An 18,304-nucleotide genomic window follows, 5' to 3' on the forward strand; every position below is an offset into this window, starting at 1 on the left:
ATGGAGAATTCGAATGCCTGCAGTCCAGGAAACCATCGACCAGGTCCGCAAGATCGACGTCGACCAGTACAAATACGGTTTCGAGACGCTGATCGAGATGGACGTCGCCCCGAAGGGGCTGAACGAGGACATCATCCGGCTGATCTCCGCCAAGAAGGGCGAGCCGCAGTGGATGCTGGACTGGCGGCTGGAGGCCTTCGAGCGCTGGAAGACGATGGACGAGCCCGACTGGGCGCGCGTCGACTATCCGAAGATCGACTTCCAGGACATCCATTACTACGCCGCGCCGAAGTCGATGTCCGGCCCGAAGTCGCTCGACGAGGTCGATCCGGAGATTCTCAGGACCTACGAGAAGCTCGGCATCCCGCTGAAGGAGCAGGAGATCCTCGCCGGCGTCGTCAAGCCGCAGGGCGAGGACGTTACCGAGGACGACGACCGGCTGCCGGCGCCGAGTGGCCGCGTCGCGGTCGACGCGGTGTTCGATTCGGTCTCGGTCGCGACGACCTTTAAGAAGGAGCTGCAGAAGGCCGGCGTGATCTTCATGCCGATCTCCGAGGCGATCCGGGAGCATCCCGAGCTCGTGAAGAAGTACCTCGGCTCGGTCGTGCCGTCCTCCGACAACTACTACGCGACGCTAAACTCGGCCGTCTTCACCGACGGGTCCTTCGTCTACGTGCCGAAGGGCGTGCGCTGCCCGATGGAGCTGTCGACCTATTTCCGCATCAACGAGCGGAACACCGGCCAGTTCGAGCGGACGCTAATCATCGCCGACGAGGGCGCCTACGTCTCCTATCTCGAGGGCTGCACCGCGCCGCAGCGCGACGAGAACCAGCTGCACGCGGCCGTCGTCGAACTCGTCGCGCTCGACGATGCCGAGATCAAGTACTCGACCGTCCAGAACTGGTTCCCCGGCGACAAGGACGGCAAGGGCGGCATCTACAACTTCGTCACCAAGCGCGGCGACTGCCGCGGCAGGAACTCGCGCATCTCCTGGACGCAGGTCGAGACCGGCTCCGCGATCACCTGGAAGTACCCGTCCTGCATCCTTCGGGGCGACAATTCGCGCGGCGAGTTCTACTCGATCGCCGTGTCGAACGGGCGCCAGCAGATCGATTCCGGCACCAAGATGATCCATCTCGGCAAGAACACGACGAGCCGGATCATCTCCAAGGGCATCTCGGCCGGCCAGTCGAACAACACCTATCGCGGCCAGGTCTCGGCCAACCGCCGCGCGACCAATGCCCGCAACTTCACCCAGTGCGACTCGCTCCTCATCGGCGAGGAGTGCGGCGCGCACACCGTGCCCTATATCGAGGCGAAGAACTCGACCGCGCAGTTCGAGCACGAGGCGACGACGTCGAAGATCTCCGACGACCAGCTGTTCTACTGCATGCAGCGTGGCATCCCGGAGGAGGAGGCCGTGGCGCTGATCGTCAACGGCTTCGTCAAGGACGTCATCCAGCAGCTGCCGATGGAGTTCGCCGTCGAGGCGCAGAAGCTGATCGGGATCTCGCTGGAAGGGTCGGTGGGGTGACCACGCCGGGCCCTGCCGACGGCCTTGAAGGCCGGCTCCGCCGGATCGAGGACGAGATCGAACAGGCGCGCGAGCGGGTGACCATGGCGCAGGGAAGCGACATGGATCCGATCTTCGCCGACGAGATCGAAACGCTCCAGGCCGAGCGCGACCGGCTTCTCGCCGAGCTCCGCAAAGTCGACGACACCGATATGAACACACGCTGACGAACGAGAACCATGCTCGAGATCAAGAACCTCCACGCCCGCGTCGCCGACGAGGGCACCGAAATCCTCAGGGGCATCGACCTGACCGTCCAGGACGGCGAGGTGGCCGCCATCATGGGGCCGAACGGCTCCGGCAAGTCGACGCTGTCCTACATCCTCGCCGGGCGCGACGACTACGAGGTCACCGGCGGCGACATCCTCTACAACGGCGAGTCGATCCTGGAGATGGACCCGGCCGAGCGCGCCGCGAGCGGCGTGTTCCTCGCCTTCCAGTATCCGCTGGAGATCCCGGGCGTCGCCACCATGACCTTCCTGAAGACCGCGCTCAATGCGCAGCGCAAGGCGCGCGGCGAGGGCGAGCTGACGACGCCGGAGTTCATGCGTCGGGTGAAGGCGTCGGCGGCGGAGCTGAAGATCGACGCCGAGATGCTGAAGCGGCCGCTCAACGTCGGCTTCTCCGGCGGCGAGAAGAAGCGCGCCGAGATCCTGCAGATGGCGCTGCTCGAGCCGAAGCTCTGCGTGATGGACGAGACCGATTCCGGCCTCGATATCGACGCGCTGAAGATCGTCGCGGACGGCGTCAACGCGCTGCGCTCGCCGGAGCGCTCCTTCCTCGTCATCACGCATTACCAGCGTCTGCTCGACTACATCGTGCCGGACACGGTCCACGTCCTCTACAAGGGCCGGATCATCAAGACCGGCGACAAGTCGCTCGCCCTGCAGCTGGAGAACGAGGGCTACAGCCAGATCATCGGCGAGGCGGCCTGATCATGAGCGTCACCGAACTCAGACCCCGGACGCCGGCGGAGACCGCGCTGGTCGATCTCGCCGCCGCGACCGGCACCGACGTGGATGCGCGCCGCGCCGCGATCGAGGCGCTGCGCCGCGAAGGCCTGCCGCATCGCCGGATCGAGGCCTGGCACTACACCGACCTGCGCGCCCTGATGGGCCGGCGCATCGGCAAGGACGAAGGCCTCCTGGAGGCGGTGGCGGACCGGGAGAACCCCGGCGGCGAAACCGTGCTCGCACCCTTCGTGCCGGGCGCGACGGTCGTCGATCTCGACCAGCCGCTGTCGGCGAGCCTGCCGGAGGACGTGACGGTCGCCGAGACGGAAGACCTTGCCGACTGGCGGAAGAGCCCGAACCATCTCGACCGGCCGGTCGACACGATCCGCGTGATCAACGCTGCCTTCGGCGCGCGGGCGACGGACCTGTCGGTGGCGGACGGTGCGGATCTCGCCGCGCCCGTCGAGCTGCGCAGCGGCGTCGGCCTGCAGTCGCACGCCTATGCCCGCGTGCGGATCGGCGCCGGCGCGAAAGCGACGCTCGTCGAGCGCATCGAGGGCGGCGGCTCGCCGGCGCCCTCGACCGGCATCTGCGACCTGTCGATCGGCGACGGCGCCGAGGTTCTCTGGGTCGTCGACCAGGAGAAGCAGCCGGGCGCGGCGCATCTCGGCCAGCTGAACGTCACGGTCGGCACCGATGCGACCTTCCGCCTGTTCGTGCTGAACGCCGGCGGCGGCCTCGTCCGCTACGAGGTGCACACGGTGACGGCGGGCGAGGGCGGCGACATCCAGATCCGCGGCGTGAACCTTCTGGAGCACGACCAGCACGTCGACGTGACGACCACGCTGAATCACACCTTCCCGAACACAACGGCGACCGAGACGTTCCGGAACGTGGTGACCGGCGGCCACGGCGTCTTCCAGGGCATGATCAAGGTGTCGAAGGGCGCGCAGAAGACCGACGCCAAGATGGCCTGCAATTCGCTGCTCCTGTCGGATGACGGCGACTTCTCGGCCAAGCCCGAGCTCGAGATCTTCGCCGACGACGTGCAGTGCGGCCATGGCGCGACGGCCGGCGAGATCAACGCCGACCACCTGTTCTACCTTATGTCGCGGGGCATCCCCGAGCCGCAGGCGCGCGCGCTGCTGATCAAGGCCTTCGTCGCCGAGGTGGTCGAGGAACTCGAGGACGAGGCGGTGGATACGGCGCTGATGGGCCGCATCGACGCCTGGCTCGAACGCAGCCACTGATTTCTGCGGGGACGCGTCTTCCGCGTCCCGCGATCCTGCCGGTCCGTGCGGCCGGCGGGATGAGCGAAACTGGAGTTTCGAGACCATGACGGCCCACGCCACCTTCGCCGGCACCGGCGGCTACGACGTCGACAAGATCCGCGCCGACTTCCCGATCCTCTCGAAGGAAGTCTACGGCAAGCCCTTGGTCTATCTCGACAACGGCGCCTCCGCGCAGAAGCCGCGCGCGGTGCTCGACACGATCATGCGCGCCTACAGCGAGGACTATGCAAACGTCCATCGCGGCCTGCACTACCTCTCGAACCGCTCGACCGAGGCCTACGAGGCGGCGCGGGGCAAGGTTGCGGAGTTCCTGCATGCGGGCTCGCCCGAGGAGATCGTCTTCACCCGCTCGGCGACCGAGGCGATCAACCTCGTCGCCTATGGCTGGGGGATGAACGAGATCGGGGAGGGCGACGAGATCGTCCTCACCCTGATGGAGCACCACTCCAACATCGTGCCCTGGCACTTCATCCGGGAGAAGAAGGGCGCCAAGCTCGTCTTCGTCCCCGTTGCCGACGACGGCTCGGTCGACGTCGAGGCCTTCGAGTGGGCGATCACGCCGCGCACCAAGCTCGTCGCGACGACCCACATGTCGAACGTCCTCGGCACCGTGGTCGACGTGAAGGCGGTTACGGCGCTGGCGCATGCCAAGGGCATCAAGGTTCTGGTCGACGGCAGCCAGGGCGCCGTCCACCTGCCGGTCGACGTTCAGGACATCGGCTGCGACTTCTACGTCTTCACCGGCCACAAGGTGTACGGGCCCTCGGGTATCGGCGTGCTCTACGGCCGGCCCGAGATGCTGGAGGCGACGCGGCCGTTCAATGGCGGCGGCGAAATGATCGTCGAGGTGACCGAAGACACCGTCACCTATAACGCGCCGCCGCACCGCTTCGAGGCGGGCACGCCGCCGATCGTCCAGGCGATCGGGCTCGGGGCGGCGCTCGACTACATGCGGGAGATCGGCCGCGACGCGATCGCGGCGCATGAGGCGGATCTCCGCGACTATGCGCACGAGCGGCTGAAGGCGGTGAATTCGCTGAAGATCTACGGCGAGGCGCCGGGCAAGGGCGCGATCGTCTCCTTCGACCTCGCCGGCATCCACGCCCACGACGTCTCGATGGTCATCGACCGCGAGGGCGTGGCGGTGCGCGCGGGGACGCACTGCGCCCAGCCGCTCTTGAAGCGGTTCGGCGCGACCTCCACATGCCGGGCGTCCTTTGCTATGTACAACACCCGAAATGAAGTCGACGCGCTTGCCGAAGCGCTCGAAAAGGCGAGGCGTTTCTTCGCCTGAGGATGATGCGATGACCGACGAAGCCGATATCGAGACCAAGGCCGCGCCGGCGGACGACACCGCCGCCGCCAACATGGCCATGGCGTCCGGCGGCGCTCCTGCTTCGGCGATCCCGCCGGAGGAACTGACACGCCTGACCGACGACATCATCGGCGCGCTGAAGACCGTCTATGATCCGGAGATCCCGGCCGACATCTACGAACTCGGCCTGATCTACAAGATCGACATCGACGACGAGCGCAATGTCGACCTGGAGATGACGCTGACGGCGCCGGGCTGCCCGGTCGCCGGCGAGATGCCGATCTGGGTCGAGAACGCGGTCGGCTCGGTGGACGGCGTCGGCCAGGTGCATGTCGAGATCGTCTTTGATCCGCCCTGGACGCCGGAGCGCATGAGCGAGGAAGCCCAGGTCGCGGTCGGCTGGTTCTGAGCAGGACCGAACGGTGATGGCTCCGGCGGTTTCGGGTCTCCTGGAGATGTGCCTCTATGTCGACGACATGGAGGCCTCCCGCGCGTTCTATCGCCGGCTGCTGGGATTCGATCCGCTGTTCTCGGACGACCGGATCACGGTCTTCCGCCTGCCGGACGGCAGCGCCCTGATCCTCTTCGCCCGCGGCGGTACGCTGGAACCGGTGGAGACGCCGGGCGGCACCATCCCGCCGCATGACGGCAGCGGTCCGAACCATTTCGCGCTCGGCATCGCCGAGGATCAGGTCGATGCCTGGCGCGCGCATCTCCGCGCCTGCGGCGTTCCGGTTGAGAGCGAGGTCGCCTGGTCGAACGGGCGCGGCCACAGCCTCTATTTCCGCGATCCGGACGGGCATGCCGGCGAGTTGGTGACGCGCGATCTCTGGGCGCGAAGCTGACCGTCCTCGTCTCGCGAACGCGGCGTCGGCTTGCGGGCGAGGTGCAAACGTCCCATCTTTCCCGTAGATTCCGCAGTGCAGACAGCCGAGAGGAAACCGCGATGAGCCGTTTCGCCGTGATGACCATGACCGATGCCGCCGCCGCCCGCGTCAAGGCGATCCTCGCGGCCAAGGGGCCGGATGCGCTCGGCGTTCGGGTCGGCGTGAAGAAGGGCGGCTGCGCCGGCATGGAATACACGATCGACCTCGCGACGGAGAAGAAGCCGAACGAGGACCTGATCGAGAAGGACGGCGCCCGGGTGCTCGTGGCACCTGAAGCCGTGCTCTTCCTCCTCGGGACCGAGATGGACTACGAGGAGACGGTGCTGCGCTCGGGCTTCACCTTCAAGAACCCGAACCAGACGTCCGCCTGCGGCTGCGGCGAGTCCGTCGAGCTGAAGCAGGCGGATCTCGCGGCGATGGCCGGCGCAGGCGCCGGAAACGCGGTCGGCCAGGCCGGCTGATCCGAAGCGGGCAGGGCGGATGGACGAGGAATTCCTCCGGGATCTCTTCGCCTCGCTGCCCGGCCTTGCGATCCGCCGGATGTTCGGTGGCCAGGGCATCTATGCGGACGGGCGCATCGTCGCCGTCGTCATCCGCGGCACCCTCTATCTCAAGAGCGATCCTGAAAGCGAGGCTGTCTACGCGGCTGCCGGTCTCGAGCGCTGGACCTATCAGCGTCCCGGCCGGCAGCCGGTGAAGATGCCGTATTGGCGGATGCCGGACGACGCCTTCGACGACCCCGACCAAGCCACCCGCTGGATCGCGGTGGCGGACGATGCGGCGCGGCGGGTGGCACTGGCGGAGAAGCCGAAAGCTGCCGCCGCACCGCGCCGGCGCAAGCCCAGGAATGCCGCGCCGGCCGGCTGAAGTCGCGGATGGCGATGTGTGCGGCATTGCCCCGGTTCAGGACGGTACCCGCCCTTCGGTGCTTCCGCAGAGCCATTTCAGGACGGGCGCGATCGTAACGCGACGCTCGTCATCCCGGCCTTGATCCCGGATCCATGCCTCGGCCGTTCAGCTGGCTCTCGACCGCAGGAACATCCACAATTACAAGGACTTGGCATGGGTCCCGGATCAAGGCCGGGATGACGAGTCCTTTGCAACTCGCGCACCTTTCGCCGCCACCCAGAGCGCCTCCATCTCGTCGAGGCTGGCGTCCGCGAGCGTCCTGCCGGAGGCCTCGAGCCCGTCCTCGATGAAGCCGAAGCGGTCGCGGAACTTGCGCACGCAGCGCCTGAGCGCGGCTTCAGGGTCGATCTCGTGGAAGCGCGCGAGATTGACGACGGAGAACAGCAGGTCGCCCATCTCGTCCTCGGCGCCGTCGCGGTCACCTGTCTCCACGACCTCAGCCAGCTCGGCGATTTCCTCCTCGATCTTGGCGAGAATCGGCTCGGGCCGGTCCCAGTCGAAGCCGACCTTGGCGGCCTGCTTCTGCACCTTCAGCGCCAGGGTCAGCGCGGCAAAGCCGGCCGGAACCTGATCGAGATGGCGCGGCGTGCCGGTTGCGGCCGGCATCGGTCGGCCGGAGAGGCTTGCGGTCTCGGCCTGCGACCGCGCGTCCAGCCGCTCGGCCTTTTCCGCCGCCTTGATCGTCTCCCACTGGCCCTTGGCGCTTCTGGCCGAGCGGGCCTCGGCGTCGCCGAAGACGTGCGGGTGGCGCCGGATCATCTTCTTCGTGATGCCGGCGACGACGTCGCCAAAGTCGAACAGGCCTTTCTCGGCCGCCAGCTGCGCATGATAGACGACCTGCAGAAGCAGGTCGCCGAGTTCCTCCTTGAGATCGACAGCGTCGTCGCGCTCGATCGCGTCTGCGACCTCGTAGGCTTCCTCGATCGTGTAGGGCGCGATCGTCGTGAAGTCCTGTTCGAGGTCCCACGGGCAGCCGGACTGCGGATCACGCAGCGCAGCCATGATCTCGACGAGGCGCGAAACCTCCCGCGATGGCGTCATTCCAAGGCTCCGGATTTCGAGGCGATTTCAGTCAACGCTGGAATAGCCGTCTGAGGAGCCGTCGGAAAGGGGACGAGGAACCGTCCACGGTCAGGAGGCCACCAAGCCGGAGGAACATTTCGCGGCCTGTGACCAGATGGCTAGAGCACGGACCGCCAAGCGCATATGCCTAAGTGGCATAAGATAGATTATGGAACATAAACGGTAGTTCGGTTTTGCCCGGGCGGCTCCGTGCTGGTGCCGCGGTCAGGCTTGCTCCTCGGCCATTCTGCTGGCGAAGGCCGCAAACGCTTCCATGGTCGCGCGGATGCGGCGGATCTGCTCCTCGGTGTCCAGCAGACTCCGGGCCTCCTCGGGCGTCCTTCCGATCAGGTGCAGTTCGAACGCTGCCGCGTCGAACAGCCGGACCGACATCGTCCGCAGCACTTCGGTGAGATGCTCGCGCACGAAGGACCCGCGGGTCGAAGCGTGCACGAGCATCACCGGCTTGCCAGGAATCTCCGAGCGTGAAACCAGCCAGTCCAGCGCGTTCTTCAACGCACCGGGAATACCGTGCGCATATTCCGGCGCCGCGATGACGATACCGTGCGATCGCCTGATCTTCTGCGCGAAGGCCGTCACCTCGACCGGCGTCGACGAGCCTTCGCGGTCGGGATTGAACGGCGGCAGAACGCCGATGTCCGGAGCGATCTCCACCTGGATGGGCCGCGGAGCATGGCGCTCGAACGCCTCCAGCAGCGCACGGTTCGTCGAGATCTTCCGCAGGCTGCCGCAGATCGCCAGGAAGCACGGTCCGTGATCCTCGCCGGCAGCCGCGTCCGGGTTCATTCGATCGGCAGCTCGACCACGAGCCCGTCATAGGCCGGCTCGACATGGTCCGGCAGCCGGCGCCGCAGCACCTCGTAGTCGAGCGGCGTGTGCATATGAGTCAGCGCCGCGCGCTCGACGCCGAGCCGCTCGATCCATGCGAGCGCCTGGTCGACCGAGAGATGGCTCGGATGCTCGCGGTACTGCAGGGCGTCGATGACGATGTGCCGCGCACCGGTGATCGCCGTCACGGCGGCTTCCGGGAAGTCGCTGACGTCGCTGCAATAGGCAAACGGACCGATCCGGAGGCCGAGCGAGGTGATCGAGCCGTGCACCTGGTCGAACGGCAGGATCTCGACCGCTCCGCCGGGCCCGTCGATGGTGAAAGCGCGGCCGGCTTCGATCGGAACGTGCTGGACGACCGGCGGGTAGCTGCTGCCGGGCGGCGTCTCGAAGCAGTAGCGGAAGGCCTCGAACACGCGCGCATAGGTCTGCGCGTCGGCGTAGACGCGGATGCGTTCGCGCTGCGCCAGCATGTAGCCCCGAAGGTCGTCGAGGCCGTGGATGTGGTCGGCATGCGGATGGGTCAGGACGACGCCGTCGAGCCGGGTGACGGCGGCGGACAGCATCTGTTCGCGGAAATCCGGGCCGCAGTCGATCGAGACGACCGTCGTCCCGCCGGGCCCGATGCGCTCGATCAGCGCCGCGGCGCGCCGGCGCCGGTTCTTCGGATTCGCCGGGTCGCAGGCGCCCCAGTCGCCGTTGATGCGCGGCACGCCCGGCGAGGACGAGCAGCCGAGAATGGTCAGGCGCAGGATGTCGCTCACCGTCGGCGCCTCGTTCTCAAGCCTGCCGGGGATCGGGGATCTTGCCGAACAGGCGGAAGAAATTGTCCGACGTCTGGCGCGCAATGGTGTCGAGGTCGACGCCCTTCACCTCCGCCAGCACCTCGGCGGTCTTGCGTACATAGGCCGGCTCGTTCCGCTTGCCGCGGTACGGCGGCGGCGCAAGGTAAGGCGCGTCTGTTTCGACCAACAGCCGCTCCATCGGAACGTCCGCCGCGATCGCACGGATCTCCTCGGAGCTCCGGAAGGTCAGGATGCCGGAGAAGGACACGTATCCGCCGAGCGCAAGGCCGGCTTCGGCAAGGCCGCGTCCGGAGGAGAAGCAGTGCAGGATGAAGGGGAAGGCCCCCTTCCCGCTTTCCTGCTCCAGGATCCGGATCATGTCGGCGTCGGCATCGCGCGCATGGATCACCAGCGGCAGACCCGTCTCGCGCGCCGCCGCGATATGCCGAAGGAACACCGCGGCCTGCACGTCGTGCGGCGCCTTGTCGTAGTGATAGTCGAGACCGGCCTCGCCGATCGCGACGATCTTCTCGTCGCCGTCCGCCAGCCGCACCAGCTCCGCCGTCGGCACGTCCGGCTCGTCGCCGGCGCTCAGCGGATGCGTGCCGACCGAGGCGTACACCTCGGCATGCGCCCGCGCGATCGCCTTCAGCCGCTCGATGCGCGCGACATAGGTCGAGATCGTCACGAAGAGCTGCACGCCCTCGGCCTTCGCCCGAGCGATCAGCGCGTCGTGCTCGCCTTCGAAGTCCGGGAAGTCGAGATGGCAGTGGCTGTCGACGATGAAGGGCTGCATCAGGACAGGGTTTCGCCGGCCAGAGGATCGATGAAGCGCGGGAACACCGGCTGCGGCGGCGGCAGCGGCCGGCCCGGGACCAGCGCGACGTCCGGCGTCAGCTCGGTAAAGCTGCGCGCGGCCGCGTCGACGCCGAGCGTGTCGAGCAGCTTGCCGGCGCTCTCGGGCACGAAGGGCTGCAGGAGGATCGCCGCGCGGCGGACGATCTCCGCCGTGACGAAGAGCACCGTCGCCATGCGCGCCGGATCGGACTTCCGCAGCGCCCAGGGCTCCTGACCGGCGAAGTAGCGGTTGGCCTCGCTCACCAGCGCGATGATGCCGGCGAGCACGGTGTGCAGCTCCTGCCGGTCGATCGCCTCGCGGGCCTTCGGCAAAAGCTGGTGCGCCATGTCGAGGATCGCCTTGTCCGCCTCCGCGAGCGGGCCCGGCTGCGGCACCTTGGCCTCGCAGTGCTTGGCGATCATCGACAGCGAACGCTGGGCGAGGTTGCCGAGATCGTTGGCGAGTTCGGAGTTCGTCCGGTTGACGATCGCGTCGTGGGAATAATTGCCGTCCTGGCCGAAGGGCACCTCGCGCAGGAGGAAATAGCGCAGCCGGTCGAGGCCGTAGGTCTCGATCAGCGCGAAGGGATCGATGACGTTGCCGACCGACTTCGACATCTTCTCCCCGCGATTGAACAGGAAGCCGTGGGCAAAGACACGTTTCGGCAGCGGCAGCCCCGCGGACAACAGGAAGGCCGGCCAGTAGACCGTGTGGAAGCGCACGATGTCCTTGCCGATGACGTGGAGATCTGCCGGCCAGAACTGGCTGCGATCCCCCTCACCCGGAAATCCTGTCGCCGTCAGATAGTTGGTCAGCGCGTCGACCCAGACGTACATCACGTGCTTCTCGTCGCCGGGCACCGGGATGCCCCAGTCGAAGGTCGTGCGCGAGATCGACAGGTCGCGCAAGCCGGACTTCACGAAGGAGACGACCTCGTTGCGCCGCTCGGCCGGGCCGATGAAGTCCGGGTTCTCCTCGTAGAGCGCGAGCAGCCGGTCCTGGAAGGCGGAGAGGCGGAAGAAGTAGCTCTCCTCCTCGACCCATTCGACCGGCGTGCCCTGCGGCCCGTAGCGCTTGCCGTCCTCGCGGACGGTCGTCTCGTCCTCGGCGTAGTAGGCCTCGTCGCGGACGGAGTACCAGCCGGAATAGGCGTCCTTGTAGATGTCGCCCGCCTTCTGCATGAGCAGCCAGATCGCCTGGCTGGCCTCATAGTGGCGCTTCTCGCTGGTCTGGATGAAGTCGTCGTTGGAGCCGCCCAGGGCCGACGCCATCTTCTTGAACTCGGCGGAATTGCGCTCCGCCAGCTCGCGCGGGCTGATTCCCTGGTCGCGCGCCGTCTGCAGCATCTTGATGCCGTGCTCGTCGGTGCCGGTCAGGAAGAACACGTCGTAGCCGTCGAGCCGCTTGAAGCGCGCCAGCGCATCCGTCGCGATCAGCTCGTAGGCATGGCCGATATGCGGCTTGCCGTTCGGATAGGAGATCGCCGTCGTGAGGTAGAAGCGTTCGGCCATGGCGCCTTCGGATGCGTTCGGATGAGTCCCTTGGCGACATAGAGCATTCGCCGGTGGGTCTCAATCAGCCGCACGCTTCGGCGCGCCGATCGCAAAGGCTCAGGCCGCGCGGCGGCCGTCCCTTGCGGCGAAGAACCGCTCGAACAGCGTCAGCAGCGACTGCTTGCGATCGAGATTGTAGGCCGCGGCTTTGGCGAGGCGCCGCGTCTCCTCCTGCCAGAGCCGGGCGAGCAGGGCCGCCCCCGCGGCATCGCCGGCATTCAGCCGCGCCTCGCTGGCGCCGGCGATCGCTGCGAGGAACGCCGTCACCAGGAGATCGAAGGACGCCTCGCGGCCCTTCTGCGTCAGCTGGTCGAGCATTCCCTGGATGGCATTCCAGTCCGGCTGCGGCGCCTCGATGAGACCCGCGAGCGCTCGGTTGATCTCGATGCCGCCGCTGGTGATCAGCATCAGCGCCTGCCGCACGCTGCCCTCCGACAGCGGGACCGCCGCGCCGATCTCGTCGGCGCTGCTGCCCGGATGCGCCGACGCGACCGCCTTCGTCAGATCGTCGTCGGCCAGCGGCTCGAAGCGCAGCAGCCGGCAGCGCGAGCGGATGGTCGGCAGGATGCGTCCCGGCGTATGGTTGGCGATGAGGAACACCGAACGCGGCGGCGGCTCCTCCAGCATCTTCAGGAGCGCGTTGGCGGCCGACCGGTTGAGGTCGTCGGCCGGGTCGACGATGGCGATCCGCCAGCCCGGGCCGGACGCCGTCGCCTGAAAGAACCGGTTGAGCTTGCGCACTTCGTCGACGGTGATCTGGGTGCGGAAGCCGCTGCCGCGGTCGGCCGGCGGGCGGGTGATGTGGATCAGCCCGGGCAGGGTGCCGATGGCGATCTGCCGCACGATCGGGTCCGCTTCGGAAAAGGAGGCCGTCGCTCCGCCCCCGCCCCCCTCCCCGGCGCCGCTGAGGATGCGCGCGAAGGCGAAGGCGGCCGTGGCCTTGCCGACGCCCTGCGGCCCCTGGAGCAGCCAGGCGTGATGCAGGCGGTCGCCGCTCAGCGCCTCCCGAAACGCCTGCCACGGGCGCAGATGGCCGTGCAGCGTCATGGTGGCCGACGGTGGCGGAACGCCGTCGATGGCATCGTGGCCCGGCGGCACCTCCTGCCAGAGCGGGGTCATCGACCGTTTCCGACGCTGAAGCTCTGCCCGATCGCCTCGAAGCGCCGCGCCTCCAGCCGGTCGTCGACGATCGCCGCGATCTTCTGCGCGACCTCCTGGAGCGGCCGGTCGCCGTTGACGACGACGCAGCGCTCCGGCTCGTCGGCGGCGATCTTCAGGAAGGCCTGTCGCCGTCCTTCCTGCACCGCCATGTCGTCCTTCTCGAACCGGTCGGCGCTGCGGTCGCCGCGCCGCTTGGCTGCCCGTTCGCTGCCCGTCTCCACCGGCACGTCGATGATGATCGTCAGGTCGGGGTAGAGGCCGGACAACGCCGCCTTCTCCAGCCGCTCGAGCAGCCGGCGATCCTGCGCCGGATCGAGGAACTGATAGACGCGGGTCGAATCGTGGAAGCGGTCGCACAGGACGATGTCGCCGCGCTCCAGAGCCGGCTTGATCAACAGCGCCACGTGGTCGGCCCGCGCCGCCGCGAACAGCACGGCCTCCCACTCCGGCCCGAGTTCCTCGGCCGTGCCGGACAGGATGATGTGGCGGATCGCCTCGGCGCCCGGGGATCCGCCGGGTTCACGCGTGATCGTGACGGAGCGGCCTTGCGAGCGCAGATGCGCGGCGAGCTGGGCGATCTGCGTCGACTTGCCGCTCCCCTCCCCGCCTTCGAAGGTGATGAAGCAGCCTCTCACGTTGTCTCCGCCCGCATCAGCATCAGAACGCCCGGACCCAGCCGAAGGCGAGTTCCCTGGCGGCGCCGAGCGCGCGGTCGGTGAAGCTGCCGCGAGCGACCGACGCGCCGGCGACGAGGTCGCGGCTGAGCACCGTCCGGTCGTCGAGCATGACGTCGAGCGAGGCCACGGTCTCGCCCGCCTCGATCGGTGCGGTCAGCGGGCCGTTGTAGCGGATCCGCGCCTTGATCCGGTCTTCCCCATGGTGCGGGACGAGAATGTCGACGGACCGCTTGGCCATCAGCGGCACGCTGCCCGCATCGCCGCCGAAGACGCCGGCATAGCCGACCCGCTCGCCGGACTTGAAGAGATTCTCGCGATCGAAGGATTGGTTCGCCCAGGTCAACAGCTTCTTGGCCTCCTCCGCGCGGTCCTTCGAGGTCTTCAGCCCGCTCATCGCCAGATAGGTCGTGCGCCCGCCGGTGTCGGTGACGCCGAGCAGCGCATAGCCCGACGCCTCGGTATAGCCGGTCTCCATACCGTCCGCGCCGATGTCCAGCGACAGGAGCGGATTGCGGTTACGCTGGAGGATCTTGTTCCACTCGAAGGAGGGTTCGGCGTAGATCTTATAGAGGTCCGGATAGGTCGTTCGGATGTGGCGCGCCAGCTTGATGAGGTCGCGCACGGTGACATGCTGGCCGTCCGCCGGAAGGCCGGTCGGGTTGACGAAATGCGAGCCGGTCATGCCGAGTTCGGCGGCCCGCTTGTTCATCTGTTCCGCGAACTTCTCCTCGGAGCCGGCCATCCCCTCGGCGAGAATGATGCAGGCGTCGTTCGCGGACTGCACGATCGCGCCGCGGATCAGCGCCGAGACCGGCACGGAGGATTTTACCGCCGCGAACATCGTCGACGTGCCGGAGGGCGCCCCGCCCGTGCGCCAGGCATTGACCGAGACCGGAAACTCCGTGTCGAGCTTCAGCTGGCCGCTCCGGATCGCCTCGAAGACGATGTCCATGGTCATCATCTTGGCGAGCGAGGCCGGCGGGAACGCCGTGTCGGGGTCCTTCTGGAAAAGGATCGTGCCGGTGCCGCCGTCGAGGATCATCGCCTCCTTGGCGGATGTCTCGATCGCCGGCTTGGTCTCCTCCGGCTGCGCGAAAGCACCGCAGGCGCCGGCGGCCGTCAGGACCGCCGCGGCGAGCGTGAAGACGAAGCGGGGCCTCTTCGCGATCATGCGGGGCGTCGCCGCGTCGCCGGATTCCCGCGCCTGCGCCCGATTCCGCTACGGATCGCGGCAGAGAACGAAGACCGGCAGGCCGGCGAGAAGCCGGATGGAATTCCAATCAGATATGCGCGTGCCGGTGCCATGGCTTCAGTTATCGCAGCCGCCGTGGCTTCGGCAAGCCGCGAGGCGCACCATCCCCGGCGCCGTCGATCAATCGTGCAGCACGAAGGCGTCGGCCGCGCCGACCTGCCAGAGCCGTTTCAACAGGGCGTCCGTGTTCTCTCCGGCGGCGACCGTGAGGTCGGCGGAGATGCCGTCGCTGCCGGGCACCGCCTCCGCACTCAGCCGGCCATGGCCGAGCGCCACGGCCTTCACCCGCGCCAGCGTCTCCTTGTCGATCACGCCGATATTGATGCGCTCGAGCGGCTGCGGGGCGAGCGCCGAGGAAAGTGCTGCGGCGGCGCCCTTCGCGCCCGCGCTCCGCTCCTCGGCAAAGGAGGACCGGAACAGCGAGAACAGCGGCTTCTCGCCGGCGGTCGACCGGCTCGGCCGGTCCTGCTGCGCCGGTCCGACGCCCGGCAGGCCGGCGAACGCCGTCGCCGCNGCCCGCGCTCCGCTCCTCGGCAAAGGAGGACCGGAACAGCGAGAACAGCGGCTTCTCGCCGGCGGTCGACCGGCTCGGCCGGTCCTGCTGCGCCGGTCCGACGCCCGGCAGGCCGGCGAACGCCGTCGCCGCGGACAGGTCGTCGGCGCTCCGGCTCTGGTTCTCCGCCACCATGACTTGGTCCGGCGTGCCGCCGGCAGCCTTGCCGCCGCCGTCGCCCGGCCGGTAGCTCGCCATCAGCATCTGCGTGTCGTCGCCCTCGAGCGGCGCGCGGCCGACATATTCGACCTTCACATGCGCCGTGCCCGTATCCTTGAAGCCGAGGAGGTCGGCCGCCTCGGAAGAGACGTCGATCAGACGGTCGTCGGCATAGGGGCCGCGATCGTTGATCCGCACCATGACCTTGGAGCCGTTGTCGAGATTGGTGACCATCGCATAGGACGGCAGCGGAAAGGTCTTATGCGCGGCCGTCAGCCCGTGCATGTCGTAGACTTCGCCATTGGCGGTGAGGCGGCCGTGGAAGTTCGGGCCGTACCATGAGGCGGTGCCGGTCTTGGTGTAGCCGGGCTCGCGATCCTTCGGATAGTACCACTTGCCCTTCACCTTGTAGGGCTTGCCGACCATCTCGCGGCCGCCGCCCTTGCGCACGTGCAGGGCATCGGTCACCCGCGGACTGGCCGGCACGCCGTAGGTCTTGGACGGAAACTTCACCGTGGTGGAAAGATCGGCCGTCGCGAGTCCCGCCAACTGCTCGATCGGGGTTCCCGAGCCCTGGCAGCCTGCGACGGCGAAGGATGTCGCAACAATAATACACGCCGCACCCGCATGACGGATGCGTTTCGCGCCGGTTGATACCACGGCGACGCCCCCTTTTCAGTTCCCCGTACCGGTGGCTGCTCCCCAGCAGTCCCGGCCTTCTCGATGCAGATGTAACCAAGTCGGGGAAGTCTGATCAACAGACGAAGTGCCGAAGCGCCGTCACGCGCAACGAGCCGATCCGGCCGGCGACCGGCTGGGCGCAGCTTGACTGTCGCCGATATGCCACAGGCAGAGTCATCCCCGGCCGCCGTTGGCGGCAATCGCCCGATCGCAGACGCCACGGTCTTAACCGGCGGCCAAACCATTGATGCGGCAGGCCACATCCCCGGGCGCCGCCGGGGCGACGTATCGCCGATCGCGGACAGATCAGGAACAGAACTCGGCCACCAGATGGCTGTTGCCGCATTTCGGCCGCAGTTCCCACCTTGTGGAAGCGTCAGCCCCGCGCGTTCACATTATGTTACAGCGGAAGTGTCGCGCGCTGAGAACCGCGCTCCGACCGGCTCGACCCGCCTGCCCCGCGCCGCTCCCATCTCCTCAGGAGCGCCTGCGCAACCGGTTGCCGCTGCTCGCCGTCCCCCGGCTCGCGCCGCAGCGCCTTGCGCCCCGCCGGTCGCGCGGGTAATCCCGTGGCAGTGGATGGGTGTCCGAGCGGTTTAAGGAACCGGTCTTGAAAACCGGCGTGCGCGAGAGCGTACCGTGGGTTCGAATCCCACCCCATCCGCCATACGTCCAATGATTTCAGTGGTTTGCGGGCGAATATCGAGGCTATCCTAACCGATAGCCTAACTACCATGCCGCCTTTGGTGGCCATAAGGTTCGGCAACCTGTAGCGCACAAAAAACGCGGCGGGCCGCGCAAGAACACAAGGCGGCAGTTTTGCCTCTCTTACCCCGTCTAGAAGCCGCTTTGAAGCGCCGCCCACCAGAGCCGTTCCAAGGCTCTCTACGCTCCGGCTGGGTGCTCATCGATGAGGCGTGCGCCACAAATCGTGGGCGTAGATCTTGTAGCCTGAGGAACAGAGCGACGGAAGCGTGCTTGGATGCGTTAAACATTCGAAGCGTGTGGAGACATCCGTGTTACCATAGCGAGCAGTTTTGAACTGGTGGGGTTTCTGCGTTCGATGCTGGAATTTGCGCGTACGAAGGGAAAGGCTCTAACACCTAGGGAGCGGTTGGCCTTCGATCACTTGGTGATGATCAGGGCTCACCTCGAGTCTCTGAAACGGGTCATAGACCGCGCAACGAACGAGCCTTTCTCACCCTTCTCAATCGTCGATTTGCAGCAGGCCTTCGGCCATATCCGCATGATTATTGAAGAACTTATGCTCCTCTCCGTGTCTGCTCATAAAGACGCGGGTGAGGCTGTCTCCAACCGGTTGCGCAATGAGTACCAGGCGGTGACGAAGATGGCCCTTCTACGTGCCATAAATCCTAGCTTTTTTCCTGTTTCGATCGACGTAGTTCCTACAGATGAGCCAGGCATCGCCGGCCGGTTTGTGGATGTCGAAGACGAATATCTCACCGAAGAAGAGGCAAAATCGTACTACACGAAGTGCGGAGATAGCCTCCACGCATCGTGGAAGGCGGTGAGCAAGGCGACCTATGATGCGGACCTAGCGGTGGCAGGTCGTTTTGTGCCCTTAACCTCCAGGCTGCTGAGAACGTTTGAGGTGGATATCTCAGGCCAAGGATACATGATGCTTGGGCACCTAAATCTTGGCGAGCCGACTGCGCCCGAACTCTTCTTCACTTGTCCTCTTAAGCTTCTTTCCATGCTAATTTTGGGAAGGAGGATCGAGCCATGGGACAGACATCGGCAAGGAAGTCAGCAGGACCGCGTGACGCGGCGACGAAGGTTGCGCA

19 protein-coding genes and 1 tRNA gene are annotated in these 18,304 nt (G+C 66.9%); 11 read left to right on the forward strand and 9 right to left on the reverse strand.

Features of this window, described 5'->3' with window-relative positions:
• Window positions 1-13 precede the first annotated feature (13 nt).
• From sufB to AB5S17_RS16460, 9 genes are all read left to right on the forward strand, one after another.
• Window positions 14-1,534, forward strand: a complete 1,521-nt coding sequence (gene sufB, locus AB5S17_RS16420) for a Fe-S cluster assembly protein SufB (RefSeq protein ID WP_369241280.1) — start codon at window positions 14-16, stop codon at window positions 1,532-1,534.
• Window positions 1,531-1,740, forward strand: coding sequence for a hypothetical protein (locus AB5S17_RS16425; protein WP_369241282.1), 210 nt, complete (start codon window positions 1,531-1,533; stop codon window positions 1,738-1,740). Before sufB ends, AB5S17_RS16425 begins: the two co-directional genes overlap by 4 nt.
• 12 nt (window positions 1,741-1,752) lie before the next feature.
• Window positions 1,753-2,508: a Fe-S cluster assembly ATPase SufC gene (gene sufC, locus AB5S17_RS16430; protein ID WP_369241284.1), complete on the forward strand. Its 756-nt coding sequence runs from the start codon at window positions 1,753-1,755 to the stop codon at window positions 2,506-2,508.
• 2 nt (window positions 2,509-2,510) lie between these two features.
• Window positions 2,511-3,776 carry a Fe-S cluster assembly protein SufD gene (gene sufD, locus AB5S17_RS16435; RefSeq protein ID WP_369241286.1) on the forward strand — a complete coding sequence of 422 codons (1,266 nt, stop codon included), beginning with the start codon at window positions 2,511-2,513 and terminating at the stop codon, window positions 3,774-3,776.
• Window positions 3,777-3,861: 85 nt separating this feature from the next.
• The gene (locus AB5S17_RS16440) at window positions 3,862-5,112 is read left to right on the forward strand and encodes a cysteine desulfurase (protein ID WP_369241288.1); all 1,251 of its coding nucleotides are present in this window, start codon (window positions 3,862-3,864) and stop codon (window positions 5,110-5,112) included.
• Window positions 5,113-5,122: 10 nt separating this feature from the next.
• Complete coding sequence (locus AB5S17_RS16445) at window positions 5,123-5,542, forward strand: SUF system Fe-S cluster assembly protein (protein WP_369241290.1); 420 nt, start codon at window positions 5,123-5,125, stop codon at window positions 5,540-5,542.
• Between the two features lie 16 nt (window positions 5,543-5,558).
• Complete coding sequence (locus AB5S17_RS16450) at window positions 5,559-5,978, forward strand: VOC family protein (protein WP_369241292.1); 420 nt, start codon at window positions 5,559-5,561, stop codon at window positions 5,976-5,978.
• A gap of 101 nt (window positions 5,979-6,079) precedes the next feature.
• Entirely contained in the window at window positions 6,080-6,481 is a 402-nt protein-coding gene (sufA, locus tag AB5S17_RS16455) for a Fe-S cluster assembly scaffold SufA (protein WP_369241294.1), read from the forward strand.
• A 19-nt stretch (window positions 6,482-6,500) separates the two neighbouring features.
• Entirely contained in the window at window positions 6,501-6,887 is a 387-nt protein-coding gene (locus AB5S17_RS16460; protein WP_369241296.1) for a TfoX/Sxy family protein, read from the forward strand.
• 207 nt (window positions 6,888-7,094) lie between these two features.
• On the opposite strand, the gene mazG is transcribed toward AB5S17_RS16460, so the two are convergent.
• From mazG to AB5S17_RS16505, 9 genes are all read right to left on the reverse strand, one after another.
• Window positions 7,095-7,970, reverse strand: a complete 876-nt coding sequence (gene mazG / locus AB5S17_RS16465) for a nucleoside triphosphate pyrophosphohydrolase (RefSeq protein WP_369241298.1) — start codon at window positions 7,968-7,970, stop codon at window positions 7,095-7,097.
• A gap of 246 nt (window positions 7,971-8,216) precedes the next feature.
• Window positions 8,217-8,798: an NADPH-dependent FMN reductase gene (locus tag AB5S17_RS16470; RefSeq protein ID WP_369241300.1), complete on the reverse strand. Its 582-nt coding sequence runs from the start codon at window positions 8,796-8,798 to the stop codon at window positions 8,217-8,219.
• On the reverse strand, window positions 8,795-9,604 hold the full coding sequence (locus AB5S17_RS16475; RefSeq protein ID WP_369241302.1) for an MBL fold metallo-hydrolase: 810 nt from the start codon (window positions 9,602-9,604) through the stop codon (window positions 8,795-8,797). Before AB5S17_RS16475 ends, AB5S17_RS16470 begins: the two co-directional genes overlap by 4 nt.
• Before the next feature lie 16 nt (window positions 9,605-9,620).
• Complete coding sequence (locus AB5S17_RS16480) at window positions 9,621-10,421, reverse strand: TatD family hydrolase (RefSeq protein ID WP_369241304.1); 801 nt, start codon at window positions 10,419-10,421, stop codon at window positions 9,621-9,623.
• The gene (metG, locus tag AB5S17_RS16485) at window positions 10,421-11,974 is read right to left on the reverse strand and encodes a methionine--tRNA ligase (RefSeq protein WP_369241306.1); all 1,554 of its coding nucleotides are present in this window, start codon (window positions 11,972-11,974) and stop codon (window positions 10,421-10,423) included. The genes AB5S17_RS16480 and metG overlap by 1 nt, the downstream gene beginning before the upstream one ends.
• Before the next feature lie 99 nt (window positions 11,975-12,073).
• Entirely contained in the window at window positions 12,074-13,135 is a 1,062-nt protein-coding gene (locus AB5S17_RS16490; RefSeq protein WP_369241308.1) for a DNA polymerase III subunit delta', read from the reverse strand.
• On the reverse strand, window positions 13,132-13,812 hold the full coding sequence (gene tmk / locus AB5S17_RS16495; RefSeq protein WP_369241310.1) for a dTMP kinase: 681 nt from the start codon (window positions 13,810-13,812) through the stop codon (window positions 13,132-13,134). The genes AB5S17_RS16490 and tmk overlap by 4 nt, the downstream gene beginning before the upstream one ends.
• A 22-nt stretch (window positions 13,813-13,834) precedes the next feature.
• Window positions 13,835-15,025 (reverse strand): D-alanyl-D-alanine carboxypeptidase family protein, encoded by a 1,191-nt coding sequence (locus tag AB5S17_RS16500; protein WP_369241312.1) that lies wholly within the window; start codon window positions 15,023-15,025, stop codon window positions 13,835-13,837.
• Between the two features lie 142 nt (window positions 15,026-15,167).
• A complete protein-coding gene (locus AB5S17_RS16505; RefSeq protein ID WP_369241314.1) occupies window positions 15,168-16,478 on the reverse strand; it encodes a septal ring lytic transglycosylase RlpA family protein in 1,311 nt (436 codons plus the stop codon).
• A 598-nt stretch (window positions 16,479-17,076) separates the two neighbouring features.
• Here AB5S17_RS16505 and AB5S17_RS16510 point away from each other — a divergent pair.
• Together AB5S17_RS16510 and AB5S17_RS16515 are read left to right on the forward strand one after the other, a co-directional pair.
• A tRNA-Ser gene (locus AB5S17_RS16510) sits at window positions 17,077-17,166 on the forward strand.
• A gap of 447 nt (window positions 17,167-17,613) precedes the next feature.
• A partial coding sequence (locus tag AB5S17_RS16515) for a hypothetical protein (protein ID WP_369241315.1) occupies window positions 17,614-18,304 on the forward strand: 691 nt, incomplete at its 3' end.

This window comes from Jiella sp. M17.18, assembly GCF_041027365.1.
Classification (GTDB): Bacteria; Pseudomonadota; Alphaproteobacteria; order Rhizobiales; family Rhizobiaceae; genus VKMB-3413.

What these genes read in the sequence shown, in the direction of transcription:
- sufB (WP_369241280.1), top strand. Translation starts at nt 14, where the DNA reads ATGCCTGCAGTCCAGGAAACCATCGACCAGGTCCGCAAGATCGACGTC.
- sufC (WP_369241284.1), top strand. Translation starts at nt 1,753, where the DNA reads ATGCTCGAGATCAAGAACCTCCACGCCCGCGTCGCCGACGAGGGCACC.
- sufD (WP_369241286.1), top strand. Translation starts at nt 2,511, where the DNA reads ATGAGCGTCACCGAACTCAGACCCCGGACGCCGGCGGAGACCGCGCTG.
- AB5S17_RS16440 (WP_369241288.1), top strand. Translation starts at nt 3,862, where the DNA reads ATGACGGCCCACGCCACCTTCGCCGGCACCGGCGGCTACGACGTCGAC.
- AB5S17_RS16445 (WP_369241290.1), top strand. Translation starts at nt 5,123, where the DNA reads ATGACCGACGAAGCCGATATCGAGACCAAGGCCGCGCCGGCGGACGAC.
- AB5S17_RS16450 (WP_369241292.1), top strand. Translation starts at nt 5,559, where the DNA reads ATGGCTCCGGCGGTTTCGGGTCTCCTGGAGATGTGCCTCTATGTCGAC.
- sufA (WP_369241294.1), top strand. Translation starts at nt 6,080, where the DNA reads ATGAGCCGTTTCGCCGTGATGACCATGACCGATGCCGCCGCCGCCCGC.
- AB5S17_RS16460 (WP_369241296.1), top strand. Translation starts at nt 6,501, where the DNA reads ATGGACGAGGAATTCCTCCGGGATCTCTTCGCCTCGCTGCCCGGCCTT.
- mazG (WP_369241298.1), bottom strand. Translation starts at nt 7,970, where the DNA reads ATGACGCCATCGCGGGAGGTTTCGCGCCTCGTCGAGATCATGGCTGCG.
- AB5S17_RS16470 (WP_369241300.1), bottom strand. Translation starts at nt 8,798, where the DNA reads ATGAACCCGGACGCGGCTGCCGGCGAGGATCACGGACCGTGCTTCCTG.
- AB5S17_RS16480 (WP_369241304.1), bottom strand. Translation starts at nt 10,421, where the DNA reads ATGCAGCCCTTCATCGTCGACAGCCACTGCCATCTCGACTTCCCGGAC.
- metG (WP_369241306.1), bottom strand. Translation starts at nt 11,974, where the DNA reads ATGGCCGAACGCTTCTACCTCACGACGGCGATCTCCTATCCGAACGGC.
- AB5S17_RS16490 (WP_369241308.1), bottom strand. Translation starts at nt 13,135, where the DNA reads ATGACCCCGCTCTGGCAGGAGGTGCCGCCGGGCCACGATGCCATCGAC.
- AB5S17_RS16500 (WP_369241312.1), bottom strand. Translation starts at nt 15,025, where the DNA reads ATGATCGCGAAGAGGCCCCGCTTCGTCTTCACGCTCGCCGCGGCGGTC.